The organism is Klebsiella sp. 4_1_44FAA (assembly GCF_000238715.1).
Taxonomy (GTDB): Bacteria; Pseudomonadota; Gammaproteobacteria; order Enterobacterales; family Enterobacteriaceae; genus Klebsiella; species Klebsiella pneumoniae.
The window spans coordinates 1-567 of the sequence record NZ_JH414869.1 but is presented as its reverse complement, the minus strand read 5'-3'; the positions used below and the strand labels follow the sequence as shown (position 1 = coordinate 567).

At 46.2% G+C, this 567-nt stretch carries 1 protein-coding gene; it reads left to right on the top strand.

Annotated features, from left to right (window positions below):
* Nucleotides 1-177: 177 nt before the first annotated feature.
* Nucleotides 178-537 carry a hypothetical protein gene (locus tag HMPREF1024_RS0128030; RefSeq protein ID WP_222609798.1) on the top strand — a complete coding sequence of 120 codons (360 nt, stop codon included), beginning with the start codon at nucleotides 178-180 and terminating at the stop codon, nucleotides 535-537.
* The last annotated feature ends 30 nt before the right edge of the window (nucleotides 538-567 follow it).

Genomic DNA, 567 nt, shown 5'->3' with positions numbered 1-567 from the left:
TGGTACGCGGGGCGGAACTGGTGCTGTTTAATCGTTGTACAGATATTGAACCTCTGGCAGGATACCGCAGAAGTGTGAAAGTAGTCAGCCCGCAGGCAGAAGTGATTTTTGTAGGATGAAAAGGGTGAAATCGAGAATATTTTCGGGGATGATGTGCCGTATGATCTGAACGCGCCTGTGATTGAGATTCCAAGAGAGGATTATGGAATCTGGTATGTGGACGTCATGGAAAATCCGGACAGATACAAGGGAAAAGTGATTGAATTTACCGCAAAAGTATTAAAGCCGAAAGGATTTCCTTCCAAGGTATTTCTTCCGGGACGGATGGCGATGACCTGTTGTGCGGATGACACTACATTTTTAGGATATATCTGCAAGAGCGCCTACGCACCGAAGCTGCAGGCAGGAGAATGGGTGAAAGTGCGCGCAAAAGTGCAGTATGGACATGTATCAGTGTATAAAGGTACCGGACCGATTCTGGAGGCAGAGCATATTGAAGAAGCAGAGCCGATCGAAGAGCTGGTTTACTTTAACTAAAAAGAGTGAGGGAGAGACAAGATGGAAAAA